The following is a 24722-nucleotide window of genomic DNA, read 5'->3' on the forward strand; positions in this document are numbered from 1 at the left end:
TATTCTGTATAATATTTAGGGGAATTGTGCGTAAGGTAAGAAAAAGGTTATAATAAATTGAGACTTATGTTAATTGATATTGTGATAAATGCATAAAAACAAAGGGGAAAACAATGATAAAAACAAATGCCATGCGAATGTTAGATAAAATGAAGGTAGAATATGATGTTATAACTTATGATGTAAAAGATGATAAAATAGATGGAATATCTGTGTCAAAAAAGATGGGTAGAGATGAAAAATATGTCTATAAAACTTTAGTTACCCAGGGGATTTCTAAAAGTATTTATGTTTTTCTAATTCCAGTTAGAGAGGAAATAGACTTTAAGAAAGTAGCTAAAGTAGCTAACGAGAAGACAATAGAAATGTTAGATTTGAGTGAACTCCAACACTATACTGGGTATATTAGAGGAGGATGTTCCCCTATAGGTATGAAGAAACAGTATAGAACATTTATCCATGAAAGTGCTCTTGAGATACAAAGCATAATTGTAAGTGCTGGGAAAATAGGATTTCAAATAGAAATTAATCCGAATTTGTTAAAGGATATTGTTGAAGGGGAATTTGAAGATTTGATAAAATAAACTAATAAATTTAAGAAAATAATAACATAAATTTCCTTGCGTTTGCAGGTTTCGACTTAAAATGTTATACTTAACACAAGATAAACTTAGTAAATTAAGCATTTGCAGTAGATGAGATTGTAGTCAACGATGTGTTTAAAACTGATTAGATTGTTGGAAGTCTTTTAAGTAAGGTGAAAAAATGCATAAAAAAATTTTTATAACTGCAATAGAAACAGGGCATACTATGTTAGATAGTGAAATATGATAGACAGTTGAAGTTCAAGCACTCTACATTTAACAAAAAGGTTAGAGTTTTTTTGAATTTATTTATAAGTAAATTTTGAAGGAGAGATTATGCGAAAAAGTGGAAGAACACCGTTAATGAGAGCAAAGAAATTAGAAAAAGTATTAAATATCGGAGAGATATATTTGAAACTTGAAGGAGCTAATCCTTCAGGACATAAATATGACCGTATTTCAGAGGTTTTAGTAAAAGATGCTGTTGCTAATGGTTTTAAGCAAATTTTAGTTGATGGTTCTGAAAGTTACATAAAATCAGTAATGCTATTTGCAAAACTTAAAGAACTTGAAGTCAAGGTTCCACTGTTCAAAAATGAAAAATGGAAAATATCTCGTTTAGATAAAGATATTTTACTAGATTTGCGAGAAAAAAAAGATAATTTTTCACGTCCCCAATTAAGAAATATAGCAGAGCAAAGCAACATGTACTTGACCTGTGAATGGGATTTAAACACCATTATAAGTCATCTCATCTTTGAGGACATGACTAAAGAATGTTTGGAACGTATGGATTTTAAAGTGGATACTATAACCACTAAATTAGGATTTGGGTATACACTTTCAAGTATTTATAGTGGCTTAATAAAAAGCTGGGTACATGAAGAATTGAGTGAAATACCTCAATTATTATGTGGGGCTAGTTCATCATGGCAAGAGGATCTCAATCAATATGTTAGGAAAATGAACATTAGACAAATTGAAACTAATAACACTAAAAAAACAGTTTTGTATTCACCAGGCAGAGATACAGATATAGTTGAAAGCATTAATAAAATTATTGTGGAGACTGGTGTCGAAATGTTTGGCATTGAAGAAGAAGATCTCAAGCAGGCAGTTACTATGCTACGTGAAACAGAGGGCGTTGTTATTTCAAGGAAAGAAGCGTATGCAATGGCAGCCTTTATCAAGAAAGCGCAACAAGGGTTGCTTAAAAATGGAAAGCATTTAATTATTCTGAACGATGCAAGAAGTGAAGTTGAAGTATGTGAAATTACAAGTTTTGATGATAAAAACAAAGATGATTTACTGGAGATGACACGAACTTGGCTAGCAGCTTATAATGATTCAGTGGGAGAGACCGTAGATGCTATAGAAAAGGCTATGAAGGAAGGATTTTTGTTAATAGCCAAACGAAATGGAGAAGAACAAGGTATCTGTATTGTTGTAAATATGGGATTTGAGACGTTTATTTCCACTTATCATTTAGCTTATATTGGTGTTAAACCCGGTAATAAAGGACGTGGTGTGGCATCAGAACTGATTGGGCGGGCAATAGAACTTACAGATGGTAATCTGTCACTTCACGTAGATCTTGATAATAAGCGTGCGAAAAATCTTTATCGTAAGATGGGATTTAACCATGTATATGATCGTATGATTTATAACCATCCAATGGATTAATCTAAGAGGTTGAAATTAGTGAAATATATTTAAATAGAGTATTAGAAATAGTGAATAGATAGTGTGAAATAGCTATCTATTCACTATTTTTTTTGTTACAGATATAATAAAGGACCAAAATACATATATTAAATGGACACTGTTGCATATCTTGCTATTTTAGCTTAAGTTATGCGATGAGTATAAATTTTGAGAACTCAAAATCATATGAGGGATGTGTATTATGGATAAAAAGAGAAGTTTTATTGTGGTTGAAGGAATAGTTCAAGGTGTAGGCTTCCGTCCATTTGTATATAATCTAGCAAAAGATTTTGGGTTAAAAGGCTGGGTGAATAATAACTCTCAAGGAGTTTATATAGATGTTGAGGGATTTGAGGAAGATATAGATAGGTTTTTAAAAGCTCTTAAAAATAATACGCTTCCTCTTGCTAGAATAGAAAAAATAACAATAAAATCTGGTAGTGTCTTAAATTATTCTAGTTTTGAAATTAAAGAAAGCCAGGTGAGTTTAGATAAAATCACTTTTATATCCCCTGATATAGCTACTTGTAGTGATTGCACAGAAGATATACTGAATTTAAATAATAGAAGGCAAGGCTATGCTTTTACTAATTGTACAAATTGTGGTCCCAGGTTTTCTATAATTAAAGAATTGCCTTACGATAGGGGACTTACTACAATGAGTGAATTTAAAATGTGCGAAAAATGTAATAGTGAATATTTAGATCCTACAAATAGGAGGTTTCATGCACAACCAAATGCTTGCAGGTCATGTGGTCCGGAGCTTTGGCTAGAAGATTCTAAAGGTAATAGACTGGATATAGATGATCCTATAGACTTTGCTCAAAAACAGCTTTGTGAAGGGAAGATATTTGCCATAAAAGGTCTAGGCGGGTTTCATCTTGCCTGCGATGGATTAAATGAAACTGCAGTGGATAATTTAAGGAAGCGGAAAAAAAGACCCTTTAAGCCTTTTGCGGTTATGATAAAGGATATAGAAACAGTAAAGAGTCATTGTAGAGTGTCACAGCTAGAAGAAAAAATATTAACTGGGATAAAAAAACCAATTGTTATTTTAAATCAAAAGGAAAGTTATGATTTACCTGGAAACATTGCACCTAATCAAAAAACATTGGGAGTAATGCTGACCTACACACCTATTCATATTTTATTGTTTTCAGCAAAACTTAAGGTGCTTATTATGACTAGTGCAAATATTAATGGTTTACCTATAGAGTATAAAGACAGTTCTGCAAGAGTAGGACTTACAGGTATCGTAGATTATTTTCTCATGCATAACCGTGAAATATATGTGCCAGTTGATGACTCTGTTTTAAAGGTTGTAGACAAACAACAAACAATCATAAGGAGAGCTCGAGGCTTTGTACCTGAACCTTTTAAATGGAATAATACTAGAAATATCTTAGCTTGTGGCCCTAACATGAAAAATACTTTCTGCATAAGTAAAGAGGGGTCTTTGTTTTTAAGTCAATTTAATGGTGATCTAGAAAATTTAGAGACTTTTGAACACTATAAAAAAAATGTTGAGCATTTTAAAAAGATATTTTCTTTTTCTCCCCAATTTATAGCCCATGATATGCATCCAGGATATATGTCAACTGTGTATGCACTAGAATATGATTTGCCTAAGATAGGGGTTCAGCATCATCATGCCCACATAGTTAGTTGCATGTTTGAAAATAATTTAGATGCAAAGGTTATTGGAGTTTGTTTTGATGGAACTGGTTATGGCACTGATGGAAAAATATGGGGTGGAGAATTTTTTATTTGTGACCGTCTTGGATTTACAAGGGTAGCTCATCTTGATTATATAAAAATGCCTGGAGGTCAAAAAGCTATTAAGGAACCCTGGACAATGGGAGTTTCTTATGTTTATAAGGCTTTAAGTGCACTAAGCAGTAAAAATGAAGTTAATGACATTATATTTGAGTTATACGGTAAAAAAGGTATTGATTTAATGAATATTTTAAATTCAAATATCAATTGTCCAAAGACCTCCAGTATGGGAAGGCTTTTTGATGCTATGGCAAATATAATTGGGATTTCAGAGGTGGTTACCTATGAAGGGCAGGCGTCCATTGAACTTGAAGCTATATCAGATATGGATATTGAAGAATCATACACTTATAAAGTGTTAAAACAGGATATGTATATTATACAGGCCTATGAAATGATTATTGAGGCTTTAAATGATAAAAAAAAGGGCGTATCAGGTAGAATTATTGCTTCAAAATTTCAAAATACTATTGTTAATTTAACTGTCAGTGTTTGCCTGCGAATTAGAGAAGAGGTAGGTATAAATGAAGTTGTTTTGAGTGGAGGTGTTTTTCAAAATTCTTTTTTATTAGAGAAAATATGTTGCAATCTCAAAAGAAATAATTTTGGAGTTTATACTCATAAAGATTTACCTTCTAATGATGGAGGTGTAGCGATTGGGCAGATAATTATAGCTAATGCAATTATTGGAAATAATTGATGAAATCGTAAATCCATTTTTTTAATTTAGGCTATATTAATGTAATTATTTAGATGTTTAATACAGTTTTATAGTTATTGTAGTGGTAGCTCCTATGTTATTAATGTATGAAGTAAGTATTTGGATAATACACTTAAATGAAAGAAGAAAAAGGAGGAAGGGAAATGTGTCTAGCAATTCCAGGAAAGGTTTTAAGTTTAGACGGAAATAGAGGTATTGTTGAGGTTGGAAATATGAGAAGAGAAGTATATATGCATCTAGTGCCATCTGTAGATGTGAATGAATATGTACTTGTGCATGCGGGTTGTGCAATTCAAATGATAGATGAAGAAGAGGCAAAAATAACCTTAGATATCTTCAAGGAGCTTATAGAAAATGAAATTTGTTGACGAATTCAGAAATAGCGAATGCTCTAAAAAACTAGTTGAAAAGTTAAATAATATTAATACAGAAAAGATAAACATTATGGAGGTTTGTGGTACTCATACTATGGCTATATTCAGATATGGTATTAGGGATGTTCTTCCTGTCAATATAAATCTGATATCCGGTCCAGGTTGTCCTGTTTGTGTCACACCGCAAAGCTATATAGATACAGCAATAACACTTTCTGAAAAGGTGGATGTAATTATTGCAACCTTTGGGGATATGATGAAAGTTCCCGGAAAAAAAGGGTCACTAAGTGTGAAAAAGGCAGAAGGTGCAGATGTAAGAATAGTATATTCACCTATGGATTGCCTCCAAATGGCTTCACAAAACCCTTCTAAAAAGATAGTATTTTTGTCAGTGGGTTTTGAAACTACGGCTCCTATGGCAGCAATTACTGCTATAGAGGCTAAAAAAAATAATATAAGTAATTTATTCTTTTTTGTGGCCCATAAAATTGTTCCACCAGCTATGGAAGTACTAGTTCAAGATGTGGAATTGAAAATAGATGGTTTTTTACTACCTGGGCATGTTTGTGCAATTATTGGCACAAAACCCTATGAACTTTTGAGTAGAGATTATAATATACCTGCCGTAGTTACAGGGTTCGAACCACTAGATATACTTCAAGGTTTAAATACATTAGTAAGCTTAATAAGTAAAAAGGATTATAGGATTTACAATGAATATAAAAGAATAGTTAAAACTGAGGGTAACATATATGCTTTGGAATATTTAAATAGTGTTTTTGATATTGTGGATAGTAGTTGGAGAGGAATTGGTAGAATATGTGGAAGTGGCTTGGAGTTTAATAGTAAGTATGAACATTTTGATGCAATTAAGCATTTTAATATAAATTATGAAGAATATGATGGTAGTCCACGCTGCAAATGTGGAGAAATACTAAAAGGGAAAATTAAACCAATAGATTGTCCACTTTTCAAAAAAATTTGCAATCCAGAAAATCCAGTTGGTTCCTGCATGGTTTCATCAGAAGGTACCTGTGCTGCATATTATAGATACCACAAAGACACTAAATAACAGGAGCGTAAAAATTGATAATGGTTATGTGATTATAAGGAGAATACAGGAGGGCTTCGAATGAAAGGCAAGATAACTCTAAGTCACGGAAGTGGCGGCGTACAAACTAATAAATTGATTAATGAAGTGTTTTTTAAATATTTTAATAATGATATTTTAAATCAGATGAATGATGCAGCTCAAATAGATATAGATTTTAAAAAACTTGCTTTTACTACGGATTCTTTTGTAGTAAATCCAATATTTTTTAATGGTGGTAATATTGGTAAATTAGCAGTTTGCGGTACTGTAAATGATATAGCCGTAAGTGGAGCAAAACCACTTTACCTAACAAGTGCTTTTATTATAGAAGAGGGCTTCTCTATTGAAAAATTAGAAGAGATTGTGAAGTCTATGGCAGAAGAAGCCAGGAGAGCTAGGGTAAAAATTGTAACTGGAGACACAAAAGTTGTGGAAAAAGGCAATGTGGATGGAATTTATATTAACACTTCTGGTATTGGTAGAATTTATGAAAATGTAAATATTAATTGTGCCAATGCAAGACCGGGAGATGTAATAATAGTAAATGGAACACTAGGAGACCATGGTATGACCATAATGTGCGCGCGAAATAAACTTGGTCTGGAAGGGAATTTAAAAAGTGATTGTGCCTCCTTGAATTCCTTAGTAGATACAATGCTTGAAGCGTATCATGGAATCCATGTTATTCGTGATGCTACAAGAGGTGGAATAGCAGCGGTACTTAATGAAATCAGTGAGTTTAGCAATGTAACTATAGCTCTTGAGGAAAATGCTATACCATTAAAAGAAGAAGTAAAAGGTGCAACTGAGATTCTGGGACTTGATCCATTATATATTGCCAACGAAGGAAAACTTTGTGTTTTTGTACCAGAAGCCTATGCGCAAAAGGTACTGAGTGCAATGCGTGAGCACCCGCTTGGTCTTCAAGCAGCAATTATAGGGAAAGTTACTGGAGAGCTGGGGCAAAAAGTTTATTTAAACACAGTGGTGGGTGGAAAAAGACTAGTTGATATGCCATCTGGAATTCAGCTTCCAAGAATATGTTAGATTTAGTACAATGAAGATACAGTTTGATTTATGTTTTTTAACTTTAGCCTGCCCCAAAAATAATAAATAGCAGCAACCAGTTTATTCAGGCTGCTGCTATTTATTATTTTTATATTATTACTACAGGTTTGATTAAATCCTGAGGTTTATCCTTCATTATGAGAAGGGCTTCTTCAATTTTATCAAAACCATGATAAACATGTGTTACTAATCTACTTAAATCAACACGGTTATATTTTACCAAATCAATTAGCCTTTCCATTCTAAGACGGCCTCCAGGACAAAGACCTCCAACTATTGTTTTATGAGCCATTCCACATCCCCATTCAGCGCGAGGTATTGGAAGGAAATCGCCTTCACCGTGATAGTTAACATTTGAAACAACTCCACCTGGTTTAACAATACTTACAGCTTGTATTAGTGTTTCAGGGGTTCCACCTGCGATTATTACACGGTCAACACCTTTTCCATTAGTCAAATCCATTATTTGCTTTGCAATATCACCAGTTTTATAATTTACTATTTCTGAAGCACCATAAAAATATGCTGCTTCAACACAGGTTGGCCTAGAGCCTACTGCTATTATTCTACCAGCACCACGCAATTTAGCACCAGCTATTGCCATTAGTCCAACTGCGCCAATTCCTATGACAGCAACACTTGAGCCTACTTCAATATTTGCCAGTTCTGCACCATGAAAGCCTGTAGTCATCATATCTGTTATCATAACAGCACTTTCTAAAGAAATTTCATCTGGCAAAAGAGCTAAGTTCATATCTGCATCGTTTACATGAAAATAATCTGCAAAGACACCATCTTTAAAATTTGAGAATTTCCAACCTGCAAGCATTCCACCTGAATGTTGTGGAAAACCTGCTTGAACCTCTAGGGTTCTCCAATCAGGAGTTATTGCAGGAACTATTACTCTATCTCCTACTTTGAAATCTTTTACTTCACAACCTACCTCATGGATTATACCTACAGCCTCATGTCCTAAAATCATATCATTTCTGTCCCCAATTGCTCCTTCATATACAGTGTGAATGTCTGATGTGCAGGGTGATACTGCTAGTGGACGAACAATTGCATCATATGGACCTGCAACTGGTTTCTTTTTTTCAATCCAGCCTACATTATTGATACTTAACATTGCAAAACCTTTCATTTCAAAAACCTCCTAATATTTTGGTATTGTTATTATAGCTTTTGTTTGAATAGGGTTGATATTTTATTAACTATTAAACCATAATAATTTTATGGTTTAGTAGTTAGCCTTATATTTAAAGCTATTTTTTTAACAATCTTTTTATATTGTACAGTTATACTATTAGCAATAGTCATGCCAAAAAAAAATACATTTAATAGAGCCAGTGAGTAGCCAATCCACATTTCAACAAAATAAAAGTGATGTAAAACGCAACGGTTTCTAATGAAACATCGTTGTATTTCGCAACACTGTTGTAATTTTAAACAATATTTAATTGAAACAATTGTTTTTTATTTAACAATAGATTTTAAAAAAATAGTTAAACAATAAATAATATTAGAGTTAGCTACTATGATTTTTTATTTTTGAATAGATAGTACTTCTATTTATTCCTAATATTTTAGATGCCTTAGTTATATTTCCACCGCATTTTTTTATGCAATTTATTATTGCCATGTTTTCCCATTGTTTCAATGTATACATATCATATTGAAAGGTTTCGGTTGAAAGAGGGGATTCCTTTTTTTCTAATGATTTATCTTCAAAGTTAAATGAAGTATCTCCATCCATATTTACAATGTTTTCAATACAATTTTCTAATTCACGAACATTGCCGGGCCAAGTATAATTTACGAGCGTTCTATAAATATCATAGGATATTTTGGGTACAGGTTTATCTAGTTTGATAGCTTTAGCTTTTAAAAAATACTCAATAAGTATTTCAATATCTCCAACTCGCATTCTTAGTGGTGGAAGGAATATAGGAATTACACTTAATCTATAATATAAGTCTTCTCGGAAATTCCCGTTTTTCACTTCGGTTTTCAAATCTTTATTTGTAGCAGCAATAATTCTTACATCTACATTTATATATTTGTTTCCACCCACTCTATTAAAACAAGAAGTTTGCAGTACGGTTAAAAGGTGTACTTGCATTTCAAAGGGCATTTCTCCTATTTCATCAAGAAATATAGTACCGCCATTTGCAAGCTCAAATTTTCCGAGTTGTCCACCTCGTTTTGCACCTGTAAAAGCTCCATCTTCATATCCGAAAAGTTCACTTTCTATTAAGCCTTTTGTTATTGCTCCACAATTAATTGAAATAAAGCTATTATCTTTTCTACTACTATTGTTATGAATTGACTGAGCTATAAGTTCTTTACCTGTTCCACTTTCGCCTTGAATTAGAACCGTTGAGGGACTATTTGCAATGTTTTTTGCCTGCTCAATTACTTTGATTATTACTTCACTGTTTCCAATTATGTCCTCAAAATTGTAGCTTGCATTTTTACCGGTGCGCTTGTTAGCCAAATTATACATATTTTGATACTTTTCTACTTTTAATTGACTTTCAATGGACTTAACTGCAGCCACAACTAGCCCTAAGGTATGAGGATGAGCTAACTGACGTTTTCCCGTTAAATTTAGACAACCGATAATAGTGCCTTCTTCATTATGAATAATCGCTGCAGAACATGTTAACGTATGATATGCAGTAATGTAATGTTCTTCACCTGAAATTTGAACTGATAAGTCCTCATGAATCGCAGTCCCAATTGCATTTGTGCCAGTACTTTTTTCACTCATATCTGCACCTTCCACAATGCCTACTTCTGCCATACATTTAATTATATTATCATCACCTGTAATAAAAAGCACAAAACCTACTTTGTCTGTAAGATATAATGCAAATCCAGATCCTTTTAAAAAATTATATAGTGTTTCCATAAATGGTCTAGATATTTTTATTAACTGACTATTCCTATCTAAAGAATCATGGAATGCCTTTCCTTCAAGTGTTGTTGTAGGAAATATTCTCTGCACATTAATTTTGTATTTCCTACAGTTATTTTGAGAGCTTTTTATTATATCTTTGAAATTATATTTTTGGCTCATAAACTTCACCTCTTTAGCGTTCAACGTAATTATATCACAGTCCATTGTTCCACCCTTAATAATAAGACACATAGATAAAATAAAATGGATCCTATGTCAAGGACATTTAAAAAAGACTATGCAACTAAAAGTTGATTTCTGTATTGTACAGGAGTCAACTTTTTTAATCCCCATTGATATCTATAGTTATTATAATAATCCATATAATTATCAATTAGATTCTGTAAATCAGTGAATGTATCGCAACTTTTATAGTCAATCTCATCCTTCATGTGACCAAAAAAAGATTCTTGTGGGGCATTATCCCAACAGTTTCCCCTTCTAGACATTGACTGTCCAAGTTTATATTTTTTAAGTAGTTTTTGAAACCTTAGACTAGTATAATGAACACCCTGGTCTGAATGTATAAAAGCTTCTGAAGTCAATAATTTCTTATGCGATTTAATTAATTTTTCAATCGTTTCTGTTGCAATATCTAATGTAATGCGTCTTGATAAGTGATACGAAAGTATTTCATTTGTAGAAGCATCTTTAATCGTTGATAAATAAGCCATACAGGAAGCTCCATATGGCATATAGGTGATATCTGTTAACAAAACTTTTCCGGCTACGCCCTGCTTAAATTCCCTATTTAAAAGATTTGGTACAACGGTATGCTCTCTAGTGGCTTTCATCATTCTACGATACGGATTGGCTTTTCTAATAGGGCACTTAATATTATATTTACGCATAATTCTTTGAATACATTTTCTATTAATAATTAAATTGAACTCTTGCTCTAGTACCATCTTAATAGAACGTGAACCCTTCTTGTAACCCCTATGGTCAAATGCCTTAAGAACTATATTCCTTAACTCCAAATCTCTTTGTTCTCGAATATTACGTGTAGATTCTGATTTTAGGTAATTATAATAACCTGATCTTGATACTCCAATTACATCACATAGATGCCTAATCGTATTTTTATATTTAGATTTAGAGAGGATGTTCTGAATAAGTGCAAAAATTGAAGAAATCCGTAAACTACCGCTTTTCACCTGCCTTTCTTGCAGTTCGATTTTTTTTAATAGTTCTGCTTCCGCCTTCCAGTATTCAATCTCAGCATCTTTTCTTGTGATTATTTCTTCTAGGGTTAATTCATGTTTAAGTGGGCGTCCGCTGCTAAATTTTCTAGTATCTCTAAGTCCTAATTCGCCAGACTCCTTATAAGCCTTGCGCCATCTCTTACTAAATGACTTGATTCTATTAGTACCAAGTGCTTCTATATCGAACCCAGCATCTTGAAAAATCTGAGACGTTAATTTTTCCATTATATGCTCAGATACAAATAAGGATTTGAACTCATCTGTATATGTAATTCCCTTTTCACTAACTCGTTTAATATATCTATTTTTTGAGAGTGCTAAAATTTGTTCATTAGTAAATACTTTTCTAATCATAATGCCCACAACCTTTCTAATTTAATTGTACAAAAAAAGATCCCATATGAATAGACTTTTTTAGTGTCTATCACATAGGATCCATTTTAAAATATCTATGTGTCTTATTATTAAGTATTATTTTCTAATACCATAACCACCATATATAGTTTTAGTATCCATTAGAGAAACTACGGCCTTTATATGTGAATTTTGTATTATTTTTAATATTTGAGATTTTCTTTTTCTTTTAACATGTAATATAAGCATTTTTTTATCTTCCTTTAATCCTTCTGCATCAATAAGAGTAACCCCTACATTTTCTGCTCTCAATATTTCAGCAAGTGTATTGCCATCTTTTTCAGATACTATTGCATTTATGGTCATAAGTCCTAGCGCTAGTTTATCTTCTAAAATACAACCAATATAATTTCCACAAGAAAATCCTAATGCATAAATTACCATTTTGAATGGTTCTTTACTTATTCCTACAAGTACAGTACTAATTACATATAACCATATAAGTACTTCAAAAAAACCAATAATAGCTCCATAAAATTTTTCACCTCTAGTTATGAGTACTACTCTAACTGTGGTTAAGGAAACCTCAATTATTTTAGCGAAAAAAATAAGGATATAACTAAACATACGCAACGCTCCTTTATGAAAACATATAATGCTTGTGCGTCTTCTAATAAATAGCATGCTCCTTTTAAGGCATTTTTACAAGACTTATTCATGAAAGTTAATACATATTTAATTAAATTTATTATTGTGCAAAAACTCTATTTAAAATTGCTTACATTATAAAGTAGCAATGTATAATTTTACATGATATAGTAACTATAATATATAAATATATGTTATTAGGAGGATAAAAATGGATTATATCAATGAAAATGTGGTTTTATGTTTTTATTTAGAGCAAATTGAGAAAAACAATATTGTATTCTTAGATGGAAGAGAGGAGTTTAAAGAAAGAATAAAAGAAAACATAGTAAAATTAAGAGATGCAGAGGACATGCATGATAAAATACAGACAGCTAAAAATTTGTGGAAATCATTATTTACAGCTTCCATGAGTTACATTGACTCAGATATGAGGGGTTATGATAAGTTATTTACTTATTTTGATGAATATGTTAACTTTGAAGAATTAATCTTTGCTTCTGATTCTTTTTATAGGGATCATACACTACACTGCTTATGGGTTTACTTCCTTGGAGAATATCTCACCAAGAATGAAGAGTTTAGTCCATTGTTTAATAAATTAGATTTACAATCCAATTCTATAGCTAATTTAGTATCAGTAATAGAGAACTCTAGCATAGCAGATATTTTAAAAAAGTTCACTGATTTCGGTCATGCTGTGGATGCATCAAAATGCAAAGATTCAATATGGTGCGTAACCGCTTTAACTCATGACCTAGGATATCCTATTAAAAAAATCTATAAAATAAATAATTGTATAGGAAAGGTATTACCTTATTTTTCCTTGGAGAATTATAATGAATTTAACTTTAACTATAGTCCTACTCAACAACATTTTGTAGAGAATTTTATAAAACTTATGACTATGAATATATCATTTTCAAATGATAATACGGGCAAAAAATTAGAGGAATTGACTGTTAGAATTTTTGATATAGATAAAAATGGTAGCATGCTGGGGCTAAATGAAACCGAAATAAAGAATTTAACTAATGGAGAACGTGAAATCTTAAAGGATTCTTTAAAATTTAAATGTGTAATTAAAGAAAATCTAACCAAACGATTACAGTTTTTTAACGATTTTGAACAATATCAACATGGTATTATGAGTGCTTTTTTGCTTATGAAAACTGTTAAATCCTTTAGTAATATTAATTTTAATTATACTGATAATCTAAATTTAGAGCTCAAGGAGCTTGATGTTAAAGCATTGGAAACTAAAATGCAAATACTAAGTGCTATTTCTGACCACACAAATGAAGCCAAGCAAATAAAAGGAATAGATGAGGTTTCAGATATGTTAATTCTAATAGATGAATTAGAAGAATTTTCAAGAATATCTAGAGCTAATATGAACAGACAATTTATACGTGAGTTTTGTAAATCAGATATATACTTTAAGGATGGCGTAATTAATATAGATTTTATATTTGATAACGAAAATATTAAGAATCTCGATCCAGAAAAAGCGTTTAAGGGAAGATGCAAGAGATTTTTAAGCATATTTAATATAAATAAACTGGATGAAGATTTAAAAATAAAACTAAGATGTATAGGTAAACTATCTTATGATAACAATGTCTATAGCCTAGAAATTGCAAAAAAATATGCCAATATTACCATTAACGATGTAGAACAGGATATACCAAAATATTTAAAATCCAATGAGTTTTACACTAAAGCAATGTATATGAAGCTATCATAACATGTTACTTAATAGGTGTTAGGGTGGGTTTTGTGATGAAACTTACTAGAGTTTTTTATGAAGTGATACATAATAATATTAACACTGTCACAATTAATAGTAAATTAAGTTAATGGGGGTATCATAGGTGAGTAGAGAAAAAGCATGGTTTGTCTTTCATAATGAGGTAGTACCACAAATAAGAATATTGGATGAAAAAGGAATGTTGAAATTTGAAAGTACAACATATTCTGATAAAGATTGGGATAATGGAGTGTGCGTTGTGACCAATAAAGGAGAAATCCATATTTTAGAAGATGGTAAAGTAGTTGATGACGGTAATTTATTGAAATTGTAGAGGATTATAAATTAATTTTGAATAAACATAAAAAAATAGCCCCAAAATATATTAGTATATTTTGGGGCTATTTAAAATCGACGTGAAATCAATGGACCCAAGAGGAATAGTTGCATTCAAAAGTGTTTAGAGAATACAAAAAACTTGGTGAAAGTAAGAGTTTAAAAAAACTATTGACATAGTAAGACAAATTACATACTTAGATAGTAAAGTTTTCTAAAATATGATATTATTACATTAAAATTATAATTTAAATATTATAGAAAATAAAAAAATGTAGTGTAATTTAAATTTTAAGGGGGATACAAATGAAAAATCAAAAATCAAAGACATTAAAGAGAAAGTTAGTTTTTATAACCTTATCTATTTTTTTAACAGTATTAGTATTAAGTACATTTATTGTAAGCTTTCTCATAAAAAATGAGATGAAGACTGTTTTATTAAATAAATCCTTAGAAACTGCAAAAGAAATTTCCTATGAAGTAAATAATATACTAGATACAAAAGAAGTTAATATTGAAGCCTTGCAAAGTTTTGTTGTTAACAAGGCAAAGCAGAGTAATATTACATATGCAGTTATAATAGATACTAATGTTAAGGCCATAGCTCATAGTGATAAGGAGAAAATAGGAAAGGTTTATGATGATGACTATACCATAGACGGAGCAAAAAATGGGAATATAAAAACCTCTAGGTTTTATGCAGATGTTCAAAAGTATTGGACATATGACATTATGGTTCCAATATATGAAAATAAAACACTAATAGGAGTACTTGATATTGGTATACCAGAAAAGGGTATAACAGAGGTTGTAAATAAAATACTACTTATTCAATTCATACTACTTATTATTTCACTTATAGTAATTAGTATATTACTTATGATTATTTTTGGTAAAGCTCTCGCCCCACTTAATAAAATGGTAGTTGGGCTTGATAAAATAGGGAAATTTGATTTGACTGATAGCGATGAAATCAGTGAACTTATAAAACGACAAGATGAGATGGGCAAAATAGCAAATTCAATACGCAATATGCAAAATGGAGTGTCTTCTTTGATAAAAGGAATTATGGATAATTCACAAAATCTTAGGGGATCATCTGAGGAACTTTCAGCAACCATGGAGGAATTAACATCAACAATTGTAACGATAGATGGCGCTGTTAAGAATATTGCAAATGAAATTCAGGAGTCAAGTGCAGCAACTGAGGAAATAAGTGCATCAGTAGAAGAAGTAGACTCAAGCATTAATGAGCTTTCACAAAAGGCAGTGGAAGGAAGTAATAATGCAAATGGAGCAAAGGAAAGGGCCACAGAAGTTAAAAAGAGTAGCGAAAAGGCTATAGAAGATACTCAAAAACTATATGCTGAGAAGCAAGATAAGATGCTAAAAGCAATTGAAGATGGTCAGGTAGTAGATAGTATCAAGGTTATGGCGGATACCATAGCAAGCATTGCAGAACAGACTAACCTACTTGCACTAAATGCTGCTATAGAAGCAGCAAGGGCTGGAGAGCAGGGAAGAGGGTTTGCAGTAGTAGCTGATGAGGTTAGAAAGCTTGCAGAACAATCATCACAGGCGGTAACAAGTATTCAAGAAACAATTATAAGGGTTCAGGATGCATTTAAAAGTAGTACTGATACCGGTAGTGATATATTACAATTCATTAATAAAGATATATATGAACAATTTGATGCTTATGGAGAAGCAGGAAATCAGTATTATAATGATTCTGATTTTGTAAGCAAAAAGTCAGAGGAAATTGCTTCTATGTCAGAACAGATTACAGCAACAGTAGGTCAAGTAAGTGAAGCAGTGCAGAATATGGCGCAATCTTCGCAAAAATCCAATGAACAGGCTGAAACAATAAAAGAGAGTATGGATGAAACTACGAAAGCCATAGAACAGGTAGCTATTATTGCGCAAAGTCAATCTGAATTTGCTCAAAAGCTTAATGAAATGGTGAAAGAGTTTAAGATATAAATAATAAGCTATACTTGCAGCTACGCAATATAGTAAAACATTTGATTTTAAATAACACAGGGAAAGAAAAATCAAGGAATAGAATTAAAAGTCTATAAGATTTAGATAAAAGTCCAGCAAATTTAAAAAATTTGCTGGACTTTTATCTATTCTATAGGACCTTTTTTTTTATTAAAAATATACATATAGATATTATGCAGTATAATATCTATATGAGTAAATGATATCTATATAAGTAAATGATATGAAATAATTAATTTAAGGAGAAATATATGACCCATATCCTATGGATAAAAGGGTTTTATGGAGGATTTAGTTATGAATGAACTAAGATATAGACAAGTGCATTTAGATTTTCACACCAGTGAATATATTCCTATGGTAGCTCAAGAATTTGAACCAGAAAAATTTGTAGCTACTCTGAAAAAGGCAAATATAAACTCTATTACCTGTTTTGCAAGATGCCATCATGGATGGCTGTATTATCCGTCAAAAATTACACCTGAGTTCATACATCCTAATTTGGTAGATAAAAATCTTTTATTAGAGCAAATTGAAGCTTGTCATAAAAATGATATAAAGGTTCCTATATATACTACTGTGCAGTGGGATGGGCATATTGCAAAAATCCATCCGGAGTGGTTAGCGGTGGACGAAAATGGTGAGTTTATTAACAGTCAAAAGATAGCGAAGCCTCATTTTTACTACACTATTTGTATAAATAGTGGCTATAGACAGTATTTTAAGGAACATCTTCAGGATATTATTGATGTAGTTGGAGCAGAAAATGTAGATGGGTTCTTTATGGATATTCTTTTTAAAGTAGATTGTAATTGTGTGAATTGTATCAGTAAAATGACTGCTTTAGGATTTAACCCTGAAGCTAAGCATGAGAGAATTCAATATTCTATAGTGATGCTGGATGAATTTAAAACAGAAATAACTCAGTTTATAAAAAATAGGGTTCCGGGTGTCAGTATTTTTTATAATAGTTCACATATAGGTCCTAATAGCAAAAAAAGTGTGGAGGAGTGTACTCATTTAGAACTAGAGTCTCTTCCTAGTGGGGGCTGGGGTTATGATCATTTTCCAGCAACAGTGAGATATGCCAGAAGTTTAGGAAAGAATATATTGGGTATGACAGGTAAGTTTCACACCTATTGGGGAGATTTTCATTCTCTTAAAAACAAGGCTGCATTAGAATTTGAGTGTTTTAATATGTTAGCTTTAGGTGCAGGTTGTTCCATAGGAGACCAACTTCATCCTAGCGGTAAGTTGTCTGAAGGGGCTTACCAGTTAATAGGGTCAGTATATGAAAAAGTAAAAGAAAGGGAAGACTACTGCATAGGTGCAAAGCCAATTTCAGAAATTGCAGTATTTACACCTGAAGAATTTTACTCCTTTAAGGATTATGATTTAGGGATTCCACCAGCCTTAATAGGAGCGGTGAGAATGCTTCAAGAGCTTGCTTATCAGTTTGATATCATAGACAGTAGCTTTGATTTTAATAAATATAGATTACTGATTTTGCCAGATTATATAAATTTCATACCTAAGTTTGAAAATAAGCTTATTAAATATGTAGAAAATGGTGGTAAGGTAATTGGTAGCTATAAATCTCTTTTAAGTGAAGAAAGCAAAATAAGTAGTTTGTATGGTATTTCCTATGAGAAGGAGTCAGATTATTATAGGGATTTCATATTACCAAATGAAGTTATAGGAAAAGGCTTATATAAGGAAGAATATGTTATGTACCTTAGAGGAATGGAAACAAAAGTTCAAGAGGCTGAAGTTTTAATGTATTCTGTAGAACCCTACTTTAATAGAGAAGGCGATATGTTCTGTTCTCATCAACACACTCCATCCTCAGGAAAGCTTGGCTACCCAGCTGTAACCAAGAAAAATAATGTTATATATTTTTCTCATCCTATATTTAAAATTTATCGAAAAAATTGCGCTAGGTGGTGCAAAGCAATAATGAAGGATGCTATAGAACTACTTCTTAAGGACAAACTCCTTACCCACAATGGACCCTCTACCATTATTACAGCTTTAAATACACAGTGCGAGGAGCATAGAGACATACTACATGTTCTACACTATATAACTGAAAAACGTTCAGAGGATATCTACACTATAGAGGATATTATTCCAATCTACAACACAGAATTCAAAATATATGTTGGGGATAAAAATATAAAATCATTAAAAAAAATTCCTAAGCTTGAAAGCATAGATTTTCAAAGATTAGACAACTGTATAATCTTTAATCTAGACAAAATAGAAGGATATAGTATGGTTTCTATAGAATACTAATCAGAAATAAATGGAATCACTGAGGAGCGCTTCCATTAAATATAAGTATTTAAGGGATGGGTAGAGAGGGGGTAGACTACTATGTCATTTATTTTAGAAGTTTGTGTGGATTCAGTAGAGTCAGCTATGGAAGCAGTAAAAGGTGGAGCGAATCGTCTTGAACTTTGCAGTGCTCTAATTATTGGAGGTGCTACACCTAATATAAACTTATTTAAATTAATAAAAGAAAAAACCAATATACAAGTGAATGTTTTAGTCAGACCTAGATATGGTGATTTTTGTTATACAGAAGATGAATTTGAGATAATGAAAAGAGATATCCAAATGTTCAAAAAAGCTGGTGCCAATGGAGTAGTTATAGGAATGCTAAAACCAGATGGAACCTTGGATATAGATAGAATGAAAGAGCTTATAGCAGAGGCAGAAGGAATGCATATAACCCTTCATCGCGCCTTTGATGTTTGCAGAAATCCTTTTACTACCTTAGACGAGGCAAAAAAATTAGGAATCAGTTCTATTTTGACCTCAGGTCAGAAAAATAAATGTACGGAAGGGAGAGAACTTTTAAAGCAGTTGGTAGAAAAATCAGAAGACAAGATTGAAATTCTCATAGGAAGTGGTATAAATTCAGGTAATGTAGAGGATGTAATAAGATATACTAAATCCTATGCGGTACATACTTCTGGAAAGATGGAAATTAAGAGTGATATGAAATATAGAAAAGGAGATATAAGTATGGGATTTCCTATACTTAGTGAATATGTTATTCTAAGAACTCAAAGTGAAGAAATAGCAAAGGTTAGAGAAATTTTAGAAAAGCTTTAGATGAAATGGACAAGTGAATGAGTATAGAATGTGTAAAAGGAGATGGAATATGGTATATACAGAGGAGGTAAAACAATATATAAATTCTAAATTCATAGAATCATTAGACTTATTTGGATATAAAAGAGAGGATATACTTTATAAGCTTTCCTTATGTAAGGAAGAGGATAGGTTTTTAATGGAATATTTATATTCTACAATGACTATAAGTGACATCTCTAATTATGATTTTGAACTTTTTTATAAATATGTTAAACATGCTGTACTTTTAAGGGCAAATACTCCTTGGGGTGATAAAATTCCTGAAGATATTTTTTTGAATTATGTGCTTCACTACCGCATTAATAATGAGGCTATAGAAGACTGTAGAAAAATATTTTATGATATGATATATCATAGATTAGAAAATAAAAGCATGTATAAGGCGGTTTTAGAAGTTAACTATTGGTGCGCTGAGAATGCAACATATAAATCAACGGATGAAAGAACAGCCTCACCTCTCACAGTATTAAAATGTTCATATGGAAGGTGTGGAGAAGAATCTACTTTTACAGTTACGGCTCTTCGAAGTGTGGGAATACCAGCAAGGCAGATATATACTCCGAGATGGGCTCATTGTGATGATAACCATGCTTGGGTAGAGGCATGGTGTGATGGACGGTGGCACTATCTGGGAGCATGCGAGCCAGAACCAATGTTGGACAAAGGGTGGTTTACCACAGCAGCTTCTAGAGCCATGGTTATTCATAGTAGGGTATTTTCAGGTTATTGCAAAAATGAGGATATAATATCAAAGAATAAGGCAGTAACAACTATTAACAATATTAGTAAATATGCTGATTCAAAAGCTTTTTATGTTAAGGTTATAAATTCAAAAAATGTGCCTGTAGAGGGCGCTGTAGTGAGATTTGAAGTGCTTAACTATTCTGAATTAACACCTGTAGCAATATTGTGCACAGATGAAAAAGGATTAGCCTACATAAATATTGGACTTGGAACCATAGCTATTTATGTAGTGAAATATGGTAGATTTATTTATAAAATGGTTGATACAAGAGTCTCCACGGAAATCATATTTAACATTGATGATGCAGTAGATTATGAAAAGGAAATGCATGGACAAAAAATTGATATAGTACCTCCAGTTGATAAAAGGGCTTTGCCTTACAACATAACAGAAGAAGAAAAAGACACAGGAAAAAAGAGATTTGAATATTGCAATAAAACTCGAGAAGAAAAGAACAATAAAATAATGGCGGCTATAGACAAAATTAAGTATTTAGGTAAATATGATTCTGAAATTAGAGATATACTATTAGCTGCTATGGGAAACTATACTGAAATATTACAATTTTTAAATTATAATCTTAATGATGAGGACTTAAAAAAGAGGATAGATTTATTAATGTGTTTATCAAACAAGGATTATGTAGACATCAGATGCAGCATATTAAATTCTCACATTAATAGTATTGATGGTTTTGAGGGAAATTATCCTAAAAAAATATTTTATGAATATATACTTTGTCCAAGAATATACCTGGAAAAAATTACGGATTTTAGGCAACCTATTATTAACTATTTTACTAGTAATATAAAAGATAGCTTTATAAAAAATCCTACAAAGGTATGGAATTATATTAAGGAAAATATAGCAGAACTTCAAGAGTATGACTATGAAGAGTTATATGCCACCCCTGCAGCAGTACTTAAAATGGGAAGGGGTAGTCTTATGTCTAAGAAGATTTTTTTTGTTGCTATATGCAGAAGCATAGGTATACCTGCTAGGATAAATAATAGTGATTTATCTATAGAATATTATAAATATTATAATGAAAGTCGCGGAAGCTTTATAAAGGTAGAGGATAAATATAACTCAGTAAATTCTCAGGTTATAATTAATAATAGGAGTAAAATAGAGATTAAGTACTATCAGAATTGGACTATAGCATTATTAGAAAATGGAGTGTATAGAACCCTTGTTTTAAGTAAGGATATATTACCGGGCAATAAAGTAAATATTACTGTTGCTGCTGGGTATTATAGAATTTTAACCACCAACAGATTACCTAATGGAAGCACATTTGTAAATAAGCATACTTTTGAGGTTAAGCACAAAAAAACAAAATCTATAAATATAAGCCTTAGAGATGCGAAACTTTCAGACATGTTGGAAAATTATGAGCTTCAAGATTTTAGGCTTAGGGATAATAATAGAAATTTAATACATGCCACTGATTTAATAAAAGATGAAAAAAGCATCATTATATGGATAGAAGCAGGCAAAGAGCCTGCGGAGCATATCCTAAATGAAATGATAGAACGGCAACAAGATTTTAAAAATATAAAGGGACAAATTATATTTGTGCTAAGAGACACTTCTGCAAAGCAGAATAAAACATTACAAAGAGTGTATGAACTAATTCCAAGCATAAAAACTTATTTTGATGATTTTACTGAAAATGTAAATGCCATAGCTAGAAGAATGTATTTAGATCCAGATAAACTTCCTTTGGTGCTTGTTTCTAATAATTGCAATAATGATCAAGAAATTAACAATAAATGTATAAATGGAATCTATGCCTGTAGTGGATATAATGTGGGTATAGGAGATATGTTAATTAAAATTATAAAGTCATAATTACTGAACTTATAAAAAAAATGTGGCTACTTGAAAAAATAAAAAACAGTATAATAATAAATAAAAAATTCCAATATTGATATTTAATAAAATTTATGGTAATATTGGATTAATTAGTTTTTAATATACGGAGGTGAAAATGATGGCTAAGCTCTTTTTAGAAAATACAATTTTAGATAGACTACCGATGGCATTATCTGGAATTACGCATACTGATTTCAATTTTACGGGAGAAGTCTGTCCAAAATTGAATATATCACTAAAAAGAAGTGAGTTATCTTTGCCTTAAATACATTATAATTATGTTATTTTGAAACCAGGTGGGGATTGTCTTGCCTGGTTTTTTACTGCGATTATATAATGGATTAGTTTAACTGATTTAGAAAAATCAAAATACAAAACTCCGGCAAGGGCTTCTTGCTGGGGTTTTATTATTTTGCGAGTCAAAATCTATATTGTAAATACAGAGGAGGAATTAATAATGATAGAACTTGCGTTAAAAGAAGTAGAAAAATATTTTGGAGGTAATAGGATTTTTGAAAATATTACTTTCGAAGTTCAAAATGGAGAAAGAGTTGGGTTAATAGGGAGAAATGGATGTGGTAAAACTACAGTTTTTAAAATTATTGCTGGTGTGGAAAGCCAAGATAAAGGTAGCATATCCATAAGGAAAAATGCTACTGTAGGATATTTACATCAAATACCAGATTATCCGCTGCAGTTTAAAGTAATAGATGTTTTAAAAATTGCTTTCCAAATTCAATACCAAATAAATAGGGAACTTAAAATATTAGAAGAGCAAATGGCGAGTTTAAAGGACAGTGAATTAGAATATGCATTAAGAAAATATGGTAAGCAAAATGAACTTTATGAAGCAAAAGGTGGTTATGAAATAGAAGAAAAAATGAGTAAGGTATGTACTGGATTAAAGTTTACTGAGGAGTTTTTAAGTAGAGAATTTATAAGTCTAAGTGGTGGTGAAAAAACCATAGTAATATTAGGGAAAATTTTACTTGAAAATCCAGACATACTTCTTCTAGATGAACCTTCAAATCATTTAGACGTAACATCTATAGAATGGCTTGAAACTTATCTTAAGGGGTACAAAGGTACAGTAATAGTTATTTCACATGATAGATATTTTTTGGATAGAGTTGTAACAAAAATAGTTGAAATTGAGGATGGGGAAACTTCACTTTATAATGGTAATTATTCTTATTACGTAAAAGAAAAGGAAAGAAGGGTTGTTGAACAATTTGAAGCATTTAAAGATCAACAGAAAAAAATAAAGGCTATGGAAAAAGCTATAAAGCAATTAAGGGAATGGGCTATTCAGGCGGATAACGAAAAATTCTTTAAAAGGGCAGCAAGTATGCAAAAAAGGTTAGATAAAGTAGTAAGAGTTGATAAGCCAATAATAAATCAACCTAAAATTCAATTGGATTTTGGGGAGACTGATAGATCTGGCAGGGATGTAGTAAGTATTAAAGGTTTATGTAAAAGCTTTGACCAAAAGCAAATATTAGAGGATTTAAATTTAGATATTAGATATGGTGAGCGTACTGCTTTATTAGGAGATAATGGAAGCGGTAAATCAACTATTATAAAAACACTTTTAGGTGAAGTTCAGGGGGATTATGGCGAAGTCAAGTTAGGGTCTAACACCAAAATAGGATATCTTCCTCAAAATATAATTTTTAATAATGAAGATTTAACTGTGATTGATGCTTTTAGAGAGGATATGTTTATCTTGGAAGGCCCAGCTAGAGGAATACTTGCTAAATTTTTATTTTATGGGGAGAGTGTTTTCAAAAAGGTTAAAAATCTTTCAGGAGGAGAAAAAAGTAGACTTAAGCTTTGCAAACTAATTCAAAATGATATAAATGTATTGATACTTGATGAACCTACAAATCATTTGGATATAGATTCAAGAGAAAATCTTGAAGAAGCTTTAATGGAATTTAGTGGAACTATATTATTTATATCTCATGATAGATTTTTCATAAATAAGCTTGCAGTAAGAATATGTGAAATAGAAGATAAAAAGATTGTAAGTTACCAGGGAAATTATGAATATTACAAAGAAAAGAAAAATGAATTTAAGCGAAATAAAATAGAGACTCCTAATAAGGAAAAAGAGAAAAAGTTAAAATATAGAGAAAACACTCAAAAACAAACAAGCAATAATAAACTAAGGGAAGTAGAAACCTTAGAAAGTAGAATACAAGACCTTGAAGCAAAACTTAAAGAGATAGATATTGAAATGAATCAAAAGGGCCGTGAATATGAAAAATTGTTAGAGCTAGGTAAAGAAAAAGAAAAAGTTCAAGAACAATTAGATAAAGCCATTGAAAAGTGGATGGAAATAGAAAACTCTTAATA

General features: G+C 31.4%; 18 protein-coding genes. 14 read left to right on the plus strand and 4 right to left on the minus strand.

The window, feature by feature from the left end; all coding sequences use genetic code 11:
• Positions 1-113 precede the first annotated feature (113 nt).
• The 6 genes from ybaK (at position 114) to hypE (ending at position 7299) form a co-directional block, all read left to right on the plus strand.
• Positions 114-584: a Cys-tRNA(Pro) deacylase gene (ybaK, locus tag ACREV6_RS10075; RefSeq protein ID WP_431577880.1), complete on the plus strand. Its 471-nt coding sequence runs from the start codon at positions 114-116 to the stop codon at positions 582-584.
• Between the two features lie 336 nt (positions 585-920).
• Positions 921-2267, plus strand: coding sequence for a pyridoxal-phosphate dependent enzyme (locus ACREV6_RS10080; protein ID WP_431577881.1), 1347 nt, complete (start codon positions 921-923; stop codon positions 2265-2267).
• A gap of 223 nt (positions 2268-2490) precedes the next feature.
• Complete coding sequence (hypF, locus tag ACREV6_RS10085; RefSeq protein ID WP_431577882.1) at positions 2491-4764, plus strand: carbamoyltransferase HypF; 2274 nt, start codon at positions 2491-2493, stop codon at positions 4762-4764.
• Positions 4765-4928: 164 nt separating this feature from the next.
• Positions 4929-5153 carry a HypC/HybG/HupF family hydrogenase formation chaperone gene (locus ACREV6_RS10090; protein ID WP_431578256.1) on the plus strand — a complete coding sequence of 75 codons (225 nt, stop codon included), beginning with the start codon at positions 4929-4931 and terminating at the stop codon, positions 5151-5153.
• Entirely contained in the window at positions 5140-6231 is a 1092-nt protein-coding gene (hypD, locus tag ACREV6_RS10095) for a hydrogenase formation protein HypD (protein WP_431577883.1), read from the plus strand. The genes ACREV6_RS10090 and hypD overlap by 14 nt, the downstream gene beginning before the upstream one ends.
• A gap of 60 nt (positions 6232-6291) precedes the next feature.
• Positions 6292-7299 (plus strand): hydrogenase expression/formation protein HypE, encoded by a 1008-nt coding sequence (gene hypE, locus ACREV6_RS10100; protein WP_431577884.1) that lies wholly within the window; start codon positions 6292-6294, stop codon positions 7297-7299.
• 109 nt (positions 7300-7408) lie between these two features.
• Here the strand turns inward: hypE and ACREV6_RS10105 are convergent, their stop codons facing one another.
• The 4 genes from ACREV6_RS10105 to ACREV6_RS10120 all read right to left on the minus strand — a co-directional run bounded on the left by ACREV6_RS10105 (position 7409) and on the right by ACREV6_RS10120 (position 12468).
• The gene (locus tag ACREV6_RS10105) at positions 7409-8464 is read right to left on the minus strand and encodes an NAD(P)-dependent alcohol dehydrogenase (protein ID WP_431577885.1); all 1056 of its coding nucleotides are present in this window, start codon (positions 8462-8464) and stop codon (positions 7409-7411) included.
• Between the two features lie 384 nt (positions 8465-8848).
• Positions 8849-10402, minus strand: coding sequence for a sigma-54-dependent Fis family transcriptional regulator (locus tag ACREV6_RS10110; protein ID WP_431577886.1), 1554 nt, complete (start codon positions 10400-10402; stop codon positions 8849-8851).
• 116 nt (positions 10403-10518) lie between these two features.
• A complete protein-coding gene (locus ACREV6_RS10115; protein ID WP_431577887.1) occupies positions 10519-11841 on the minus strand; it encodes an IS3 family transposase in 1323 nt (440 codons plus the stop codon).
• A gap of 117 nt (positions 11842-11958) precedes the next feature.
• Positions 11959-12468, minus strand: coding sequence for a DUF2179 domain-containing protein (locus tag ACREV6_RS10120; protein ID WP_431577888.1), 510 nt, complete (start codon positions 12466-12468; stop codon positions 11959-11961).
• A gap of 232 nt (positions 12469-12700) precedes the next feature.
• Here ACREV6_RS10120 and ACREV6_RS10125 point away from each other — a divergent pair, with 232 nt between their 5' ends.
• From ACREV6_RS10125 to abc-f, 8 genes are all read left to right on the plus strand, one after another.
• Positions 12701-14236: a hypothetical protein gene (locus ACREV6_RS10125; protein WP_431577889.1), complete on the plus strand. Its 1536-nt coding sequence runs from the start codon at positions 12701-12703 to the stop codon at positions 14234-14236.
• 127 nt (positions 14237-14363) lie between these two features.
• On the plus strand, positions 14364-14573 hold the full coding sequence (locus ACREV6_RS10130) for a hypothetical protein (protein WP_431577890.1): 210 nt from the start codon (positions 14364-14366) through the stop codon (positions 14571-14573).
• Positions 14574-14881: 308 nt separating this feature from the next.
• Positions 14882-16558, plus strand: coding sequence for a methyl-accepting chemotaxis protein (locus ACREV6_RS10135; protein ID WP_431577891.1), 1677 nt, complete (start codon positions 14882-14884; stop codon positions 16556-16558).
• Positions 16559-16876: 318 nt separating this feature from the next.
• Positions 16877-18874: a beta-galactosidase trimerization domain-containing protein gene (locus tag ACREV6_RS10140; protein WP_431577892.1), complete on the plus strand. Its 1998-nt coding sequence runs from the start codon at positions 16877-16879 to the stop codon at positions 18872-18874.
• An 81-nt stretch (positions 18875-18955) separates the two neighbouring features.
• Positions 18956-19699 (plus strand): copper homeostasis protein CutC, encoded by a 744-nt coding sequence (locus ACREV6_RS10145; RefSeq protein ID WP_431577893.1) that lies wholly within the window; start codon positions 18956-18958, stop codon positions 19697-19699.
• Between the two features lie 49 nt (positions 19700-19748).
• Complete coding sequence (locus tag ACREV6_RS10150) at positions 19749-22340, plus strand: transglutaminase-like domain-containing protein (protein WP_431577894.1); 2592 nt, start codon at positions 19749-19751, stop codon at positions 22338-22340.
• Between the two features lie 139 nt (positions 22341-22479).
• Positions 22480-22629 (plus strand): hypothetical protein, encoded by a 150-nt coding sequence (locus tag ACREV6_RS10155; RefSeq protein ID WP_431577895.1) that lies wholly within the window; start codon positions 22480-22482, stop codon positions 22627-22629.
• 192 nt (positions 22630-22821) lie between these two features.
• Complete coding sequence (gene abc-f / locus ACREV6_RS10160) at positions 22822-24720, plus strand: ribosomal protection-like ABC-F family protein (protein WP_431577896.1); 1899 nt, start codon at positions 22822-22824, stop codon at positions 24718-24720.
• Positions 24721-24722 lie beyond the last annotated feature (2 nt).

The sequence above is a fragment of the Clostridium sp. genome (genome assembly GCF_050717515.1).
Taxonomy (GTDB): Bacteria; Bacillota; Clostridia; order Clostridiales; family Clostridiaceae; genus Clostridium_AD.